Origin of the sequence: Isoptericola sp. NPDC056605, assembly GCF_042792795.1 — a bacterium.
In the GTDB taxonomy this organism is placed as follows: Bacteria; Actinomycetota; Actinomycetes; order Actinomycetales; family Cellulomonadaceae; genus Isoptericola.
This window is the reverse complement of sequence record NZ_JBHTVT010000035.1, coordinates 21,752-29,022: the sequence shown is the minus strand read 5'-3', so window position 1 is coordinate 29,022 and position 7,271 is coordinate 21,752. Positions and strand designations below refer to the sequence as shown.

The 7,271-nt window shown below is 74.0% G+C and carries 6 protein-coding genes; 5 read left to right on the top strand and 1 reads right to left on the bottom strand.

Annotation, left to right across the window (positions count from 1 at the left end):
• Nucleotides 1–61: 61 nt before the first annotated feature.
• Complete coding sequence (locus ACFQ8Y_RS21980) at nt 62–562, bottom strand: inorganic diphosphatase (RefSeq protein ID WP_416344998.1); 501 nt, start codon at nt 560–562, stop codon at nt 62–64.
• Between the two features lie 268 nt (nt 563–830).
• Between ACFQ8Y_RS21980 and dacB the strand changes: the two genes are divergently transcribed.
• From dacB to ftsH, 5 genes are all read left to right on the top strand, one after another.
• Complete coding sequence (gene dacB / locus ACFQ8Y_RS21975; protein WP_430586739.1) at nt 831–2,213, top strand: D-alanyl-D-alanine carboxypeptidase/D-alanyl-D-alanine-endopeptidase; 1,383 nt, start codon at nt 831–833, stop codon at nt 2,211–2,213.
• A 38-nt stretch (nt 2,214–2,251) separates the two neighbouring features.
• Nucleotides 2,252–3,349: a zinc-dependent metalloprotease gene (locus ACFQ8Y_RS21970; RefSeq protein ID WP_430586738.1), complete on the top strand. Its 1,098-nt coding sequence runs from the start codon at nt 2,252–2,254 to the stop codon at nt 3,347–3,349.
• A gap of 18 nt (nt 3,350–3,367) precedes the next feature.
• Nucleotides 3,368–4,507 carry a tRNA lysidine(34) synthetase TilS gene (tilS, locus tag ACFQ8Y_RS21965; RefSeq protein ID WP_430586737.1) on the top strand — a complete coding sequence of 380 codons (1,140 nt, stop codon included), beginning with the start codon at nt 3,368–3,370 and terminating at the stop codon, nt 4,505–4,507.
• A 2-nt stretch (nt 4,508–4,509) separates the two neighbouring features.
• A complete protein-coding gene (gene hpt, locus ACFQ8Y_RS21960) occupies nt 4,510–5,061 on the top strand; it encodes a hypoxanthine phosphoribosyltransferase (protein WP_430548584.1) in 552 nt (183 codons plus the stop codon).
• 127 nt (nt 5,062–5,188) lie between these two features.
• Nucleotides 5,189–7,258 (top strand): ATP-dependent zinc metalloprotease FtsH, encoded by a 2,070-nt coding sequence (gene ftsH / locus ACFQ8Y_RS21955; protein ID WP_430548585.1) that lies wholly within the window; start codon nt 5,189–5,191, stop codon nt 7,256–7,258.
• Nucleotides 7,259–7,271: the final 13 nt, after the last annotated feature.

Genomic DNA, 7,271 nt, shown 5'->3' with positions numbered 1-7,271 from the left:
GGACGACGAGGGCGCCGCACCCCGGGGGGGGTGCGGCGCCGTCGTCGTGCGGGGCTCCGGCTCAGTGGCCGTCGTAGTAGCCGGTGTCCTTGGCGCGCTGGAACGAGCGCTCGATCTCGGCCTCGGCGTCGGCACGGCCCACCCAGTGGGCGCCCTCGACGGACTTGCCGGGCTCGAGGTCCTTGTAGACCTCGAAGAAGTGCTGGATCTCCAGGCGGTGGAAGTCGGAGACGTCGTCGATGTCCTGGCGCCAGGCGGCGCGCTGGTCACCGAGGGGCACGCAGAGCACCTTGTCGTCGCCGCCGGCCTCGTCGCGCATGCGGAACATGCCGAGCGCGCGGCAGCGGATCAGGCAGCCGGGGAACGTGGGCTCCTCCAGCAGCACGAGCGCGTCCAGCGGGTCGCCGTCCTCGCCGAGGGTGCCCTCGATGAACCCGTAGTCGTCCGGGTAGCGGGTCGAGGTGAAGAGCATGCGGTCGAGGCGGATGCGACCGGTCTCGTGGTCGACCTCGTACTTGTTCCGCTGGCCCTTCGGGATCTCGATCGTGACGTCGAACTCCACTGTTCCTCCATGCTCGGGACGTGCTCGGGGAGATGCTTCGGACATGCTCGCTGCGGGCATGCTCGGTGCGGACGCCCTGTCAAAGTGTGCCATGGGCGCGCGCGCCCGCCGGGTGCGGTGCGGCGGCGTCGAACCGCGGACGGACGTGGGAAGATACGCACGGAGCGCGCCACGGGATCCGGGTTGTGACGATGCTCACGGACAGCTCACGGACGGCTCACGCGCGCGGGAGGACGACATGGGGTGGCGGGCCAGCGTCGGCGCCACCGTGACGACAGTGGTCGTGCTCTTCGGCGGCTATCTCGTGGCGGACGCCCTCGACGTCGTCCCCGGCATGCTCACCACCGCGCCGCCGCCCGCACCGGCGGCCCCCTTCCCGACGGCGCCCGGCGCCACCACGGGTCCCACGCCCGAGCGTTCGCTGCCCGACCTGCCGGCCGACGCGCCGGAGCCCGCGACGTCCGCCGTCGGCAAGCTCGTCACCGGGCTGACCGAGGACGACCGCCTGGGCAAGCGGGTCGGCGCGCTCGTCGTCGACGCGGCGTCCGGCGAGACGCTCGGTGCGGCCGGACCGGACCGGGCGATGATCCCCGCCTCCACGCAGAAGCTCTTCACGGCCGTGGCCACGCTCGCCGGTCCGGGCGGCGACACGACCCTCCCGACGACGGTGGTGCTCGACGACGCGACGCACCTCGTGCTGGTGGGCGGCGGCGACATGATGCTCGCCGCCGGCGCCGGCCACCCCGAGGCGGTGAACGGGCGCGCGGGCCTCGGCGACCTCGCGGACCAGGTGGCCGCGGAGGTCCGGGACGCGGGTGAGGACGCGGTGACCCTCGGCGTCGACGACAGCCTGTTCTCGGGTCCGGCCGTGCCGCCCGACGTGCCCGCCGCGGACGTCGAGGACGGGTACACCGCCCCGGTCGCCGCGCTCGCCGTCGACGTCGCGCGCACCACGGACGAGGAGTACGCGCCGCGTCAGAAGGACCCCGCGCTGGCGGCCGCCCGCACGTTCGCGAAGGCGCTGGAGAAGCGGGGCGTGACCGTGCGGGGCGAGGTCTCCCGCGAGGAGGCGTCGTCGTCGGCGCGCGAGGTCGGCCGGGTGGAGTCGGCGCCGCTGCGCGACGTCGTCGGCGACCTGCTGCGCCGGTCGGACAACACGATCACGGAGGTCATGGGGCGGATCGTCGCGATCGACGCCGGCGAGCCCGGCACCGGCACCGCGGCGATCCGCGCCGTGACGGCGCAGGTCGAGGAGCTCGGCGTCGACATGGACGGCGCGACGCTCGTGGACCTGTCCGGGCTCGGCCGCGGCTCGAGGGCGACGCCGCGCCAGCTCGCCGCGACCCTGACCCTCGCCGTCGACCCCGACCACCCGGAGCTGCGCGACGTCGCCGACGGCCTCGCCGTCGCGGGGTTGAACGGCACCCTGCACGACCGGTACCCGAAGTCGAACCCGGGCCGCGGGTACGTCAACGGCAAGACGGGGAGCCTGCCGAAGGTCACCGGCCTGGCCGGCACCGTCGTCACGGCCGACGACCGCATGCTCGTGTTCGTCACGCTCGCCGACCGGGTGCCCGCGGGCGGCTCCTACGGCGCGCGGGTCATCTTCGACCACTTCGCCGGCGACCTCGCCGACTGCGGCTGCCGGTAGACGCACTCGGCAGGCCGGGCGATGGTTACCGTGGTCCCGTGACCACGCCAGCCCCCGCCGCCGAGCCCCTGCTGGACTGGACGGCGGCGGCGCAGATCGCCGCGCGGCTCGCGCGCCCCGGCGCCACGGCCCCCCGCGACGACCTGGACGCGCTCGTCGCCGGTCTGCGCACCGCGGCCGGGGACGCCGTCGGGCACGTGCTGGAGGTCACGCGCATGACGCCCCTGACGGCTCGGGCGGCCGGGGTGCTCGGGGACGTGCACGTGGTGGACCGGGCGGGCTGGACCCGCGCCAACGCGCAGTCGATGCGGGCCATGACGGACCCCGTGATGGCGGCGGTCGCGGTGGACATGCCGCCCACGTCGGCGGCCGCGCGACTGGCCGGGGCGGCGGAGGTCGGCGGCCTGCTCGCACTGCTGTCGGGCCGCGTGCTCGGGCAGTTCGACCCGTACGGCGCCGGCCACGCGCCCGGGGGAGGCCGGCTGCTGCTCGTGGCCCCGAACGTGCTGCAGGTCGAGCGCGCGCTCGGGCTGCGCCCGCGCGACTTCCGGCTGTGGGTGTGCCTGCACGAGCAGACCCACGCCCTCCAGTTCGCCGCCGCGCCGTGGCTCGCCGACCACCTGGTCGGGCGCGTCGGCGACCTGATGAGCGGCGTCACCCGCAGCTCGGTCGCGATGGCGCGCGCCCCGCTGCGGGAGAAGGCCGCCGTCGTCGGACGCACCGTGCTGCGCGCGGTGCGCGGGGAGCTCGTCACGCCGCTCGACGGGATCCTCGGGCCCGAGCAGCGCCGCGAGCTCGAGGAGATCACCGCCGTCATGGCCCTGCTCGAGGGGCACGCCGACGTGATGATGGACGCCGTCGGGCCGCGCGTCGTGCGCTCCGTGCGCACCATCCGCGCCCGGTTCGAGAAGCGGCGCGACGGCGAGGGGGCGCCCGCGCTGGACGTCGTGCTGCGGCGCGTGCTCGGCATGGACGCCAAGCTCGCGCAGTACCGCGACGGTGCCGCGTTCGTGCGCGCCGTCGAGGAGCGGGTCGGCCGCGACGGGCTCAACGCCGTCTGGTCGGAGCCCGCGCACCTGCCCTCCGCCCGCGAGATCGCCGACCCGCGCGCCTGGGTGCGCCGCGTGCACGGCTGAGGGCGGGCGGACGACGACATGGCCCGCGTCGACCCGGCGCTCGCGGCGGCCCGCGCCGCCGTGCGGGCCGAGCTGGGCGACCTCGCGCGGAGCTGGCGGCTGACACCGGGCGACCTGGTGCTCGTCGCCTGCTCGGGCGGCGCGGACAGCCTCGCGCTCGCCGCCGCGGCCGCGCTCGAGGCGCCCCGCGTGGGCCGCTCGGTGCGCTCGCCGGGGTTCGCGGTGCGGGTCGGGGCGGTCGTCGTGGACCACGGGATGCAGCCGGGCTCTGCCGCCGTGGCGGCCACGGCCGCCGCGCGGGCCCGCGGGCTCGGCCTCGACCCCGTGCTCGTGCGGAGCGTCCGGGTCGACGCCGGTCCCGGGTCGACGGGGCCGGAGGGTGCCGCCCGCTCCGCCCGGTACGCCGCGCTCGACGACGTGGCTCGGGAGGCGGGGGCCGTCGCCGTCCTGCTCGGCCACACGCAGGACGACCAGGCGGAGTCCGTGCTGCTCGGGCTGGCGCGGGGGAGCGGGGCGCGGTCGCTGGCGGGGATGCCCCGCCGCCGCGGCCGCTACCGCCGGCCGTTCCTCGGCCTGCGCCGCGCGCAGACCGAGGCGGTGTGCGCCGCCGTCGGCGTGGACTTCTGGACGGACCCGACGAACCTGCTGCCCGTGGACGGCGTCGACGGCGTGGACGGCGTAGCCGGTGCCGACGCGCCCGCCCGCACGCGGGTGCGGGCCGCCGTCGTGCCCGTGCTGGAGGACGCGCTCGGCCCGGGCGTCGTCGAGTCCCTCGCGCGCACCGCCGACCAGCTGCGCGCCGACGCCGACGCGCTCGACGCCCTGGCGGCCGACCTGCTCTCCGCCGCGACCGTGCCACCTGCTGCGTCAGAGATGGTGCTCGACGTCGGTCCCCTCGCGGAGGCGCACGCCGCGCTGCGGCGTCGTGCCCTGCGGTCGGCGGCGCTGGCGGTCGGCTGCCCGCCGGGCGCGACGACGGCGCGCCACGTGGACGCCCTCGACGCGCTCGTCGTCTCGTGGCGTGGGCAGGGAACCGTCCACCTGCCGGGCGACGCCCGAGCGCTCCGCGCGTGTGGCAGGCTCTACCTGCGCCCCGCCGAGCCGCACCCCGCCGGGGCGGCGCACCCCCCAGCCCCAACCCCGCCCCTCGAGGAGTGACCGTGGACCAGTCGGACGTCGAAGGCGACCTCGCCAACATCCTGCTCACCGAGGAGCAGATCGTCAGCAAGCTCGACGAGATCGCCGCACGGATCGACGCGGACTACGCGGGCCAGGACCTGCTGCTCGTCGGCGTCCTCAAGGGCGCCGTCATGGTCATGGCGGACCTCGCGCGCCGCCTGCACCACCCGGTGCAGATGGACTGGATGGCCGTGTCCTCGTACGGGTCGGGCACCAAGTCGTCCGGCGTCGTGCGCATCCTCAAGGACCTCGACGCCGACCTCACCGGCCGCAACGTGCTCATCGTCGAGGACGTCATCGACTCGGGGCTCACGCTCTCCTGGCTCGTCGCGAACCTGCGCTCCCGCGGTCCGGCGTCGGTGGAGATCGCCACCATGCTCCGCAAGCCCGACGCCGCGAAGGTGGACGTCGACGTGCGCTACGTCGGTTTCGACATCCCGAACGAGTTCGTCGTCGGCTACGGCCTCGACTACGCCGAGAAGTACCGCAACCTGCCGTTCGTCGGCACGCTCGCGCCGCACGTCTACAGCTGACTCTCCCCGCCGACGAGACGCCGTCGCGCCCTGGGCGAACACCCACGGTTCGTCCACACTCGGCGTGTAGCGTCGTGAACCACACGTTGCCCGACGGAAGGGAAGCGGGGAGCCGTCCCCGTCGCCGATGAACATCAAGAAGATCCTGAGCGGCCCGATCATCTGGATCGTGGTCGGCCTGCTGCTCGTCTCGCTGGCCTTCAGCGCGTTCAACACCGAGCGGGTGTCGCGGATCGAGACCTCCCAGGGGCTCGAGCTGCTCGCCGGCGACACGGTCGACCATGCCCTCGTCGTGGACGGGGAGCAGCGCGTCGAGCTGGACCTGAGCGAGAAGTACGTCACCGGCGCGGGCACCGAGAGCGAGCAGGACCACGGCACGAAGGTCGAGTTCTTCTACGTCGAGCCACAGGGCGACACCGTCGCGACGGCCGTCGAGAAGGCGGACCCGCCGAAGGGCTTCGACTCCGAGAACCCGCAGCCCAGCTTCTGGAGCTCGATCCTCGGGTTCCTCATCCCGTTCCTGCTCATCGGCCTCGTGTTCTGGTTCATCCTGTCGAGGGCGCAGGGCGGCGGGCGCAACGGCGTCATGGGCTTCGGCAAGTCCAAGGCCAAGCTCATCAGCAAGGACATGCCGCAGGTGACGTTCGCCGACGTCGCGGGCGTGGACGAGGCCGTCGAGGAGCTCCACGAGATCAAGGAGTTCCTCGAGGACCCGGCGAAGTTCCAGGCCGTGGGCGCCAAGATCCCCAAGGGCGTGCTGCTGTACGGCCCGCCGGGAACCGGCAAGACCCTCCTCGCGCGCGCCGTCGCCGGCGAGGCGGGGGTGCCGTTCTACTCGATCTCCGGCTCGGACTTCGTCGAGATGTTCGTCGGCGTCGGCGCCTCCCGCGTGCGCGACCTGTTCGAGCAGGCGAAGAACAACTCGCCCGCGATCATCTTCGTCGACGAGATCGACGCGGTCGGCCGCCACCGTGGCGCCGGCATGGGCGGCGGGCACGACGAGCGCGAGCAGACCCTGAACCAGATGCTCGTCGAGATGGACGGCTTCGACGTCAAGACGAACGTCATCCTCATCGCCGCCACCAACCGGCCCGACATCCTCGACCCAGCCCTGCTGCGCCCGGGCCGCTTCGACCGCCAGGTGGCCGTCGAGGCCCCGGACCTCAAGGGCCGCGAGCACATCCTCAAGGTGCACGCCCAGGGCAAGCCGATGGTCGAGAGCATCGACCTGGCCGTCGTCGCGCGCCGCACGCCCGGCTTCACGGGTGCGGACCTGGCGAACGTCCTCAACGAGGCCGCGCTGCTCACCGCCCGCAGCGGCGCGCAGCTCATCGACGACCGCGCGCTGGACGAGGCGATCGACCGCGTCATCGCCGGCCCGCAGAAGCGCACCCGCGTGATGAAGGTCAAGGAGCAGAAGATCACCGCGTACCACGAGGGCGGTCACGCCCTGGTCGCGGCGGCGATGCGGTACACGGACCCCGTCACCAAGGTGACGATCCTGCCGCGCGGCCGGGCCCTCGGCTACACGATGGTGATGCCGATGGAGGACAAGTACTCCACCACCCGCAACGAGCTGCTCGACCAGCTCGCGTACGCGATGGGTGGCCGCGTGGCCGAGGAGATCGTCTTCCACGACCCGACCACGGGCGCGAGCAACGACATCGAGAAGGCGACGGCGACCGCGCGCAAGATGGTCACCGAGTACGGCATGAGCGAGAAGGTCGGCGCCATCAAGCTCGGCAGCGGGTCCGGGGAACCGTTCCTGGGCCGTGACATGGGCCACCAGCGCGACTACTCCGAGGCCGTCGCCGGCACGGTGGACCACGAGGTGCGCAAGCTCGTGGAGGCCGCGCACGACGAGGCGTGGCAGGTGCTCACCCAGTACCGCGACGTGCTCGACGACCTCGTGCTGCGCCTGCTGGAGAAGGAGACGCTCAACCAGGCGGAGCTCGCCGAGGTCTTCGCCCCCGTCGTCAAGCGCGAGCCGCGCGACGTGTGGCTGTCCAGCGAGCAGCGCACCGTGCACACGCGCGGCCCGATCATGACGGACGCCGAGCGCGCCACGTCCAACGGCAACGGGCAGGTCGTGCCGCAGGACGAGGCCGCCATCGTGGGCAACGAGAGCGACCTGCAGGAGGCCGGCCCGGGCGTCGGCACCGACAGCGAGCCGCCGGCGGCGGGGGACAACCGGTGACCGACCCGGTGAC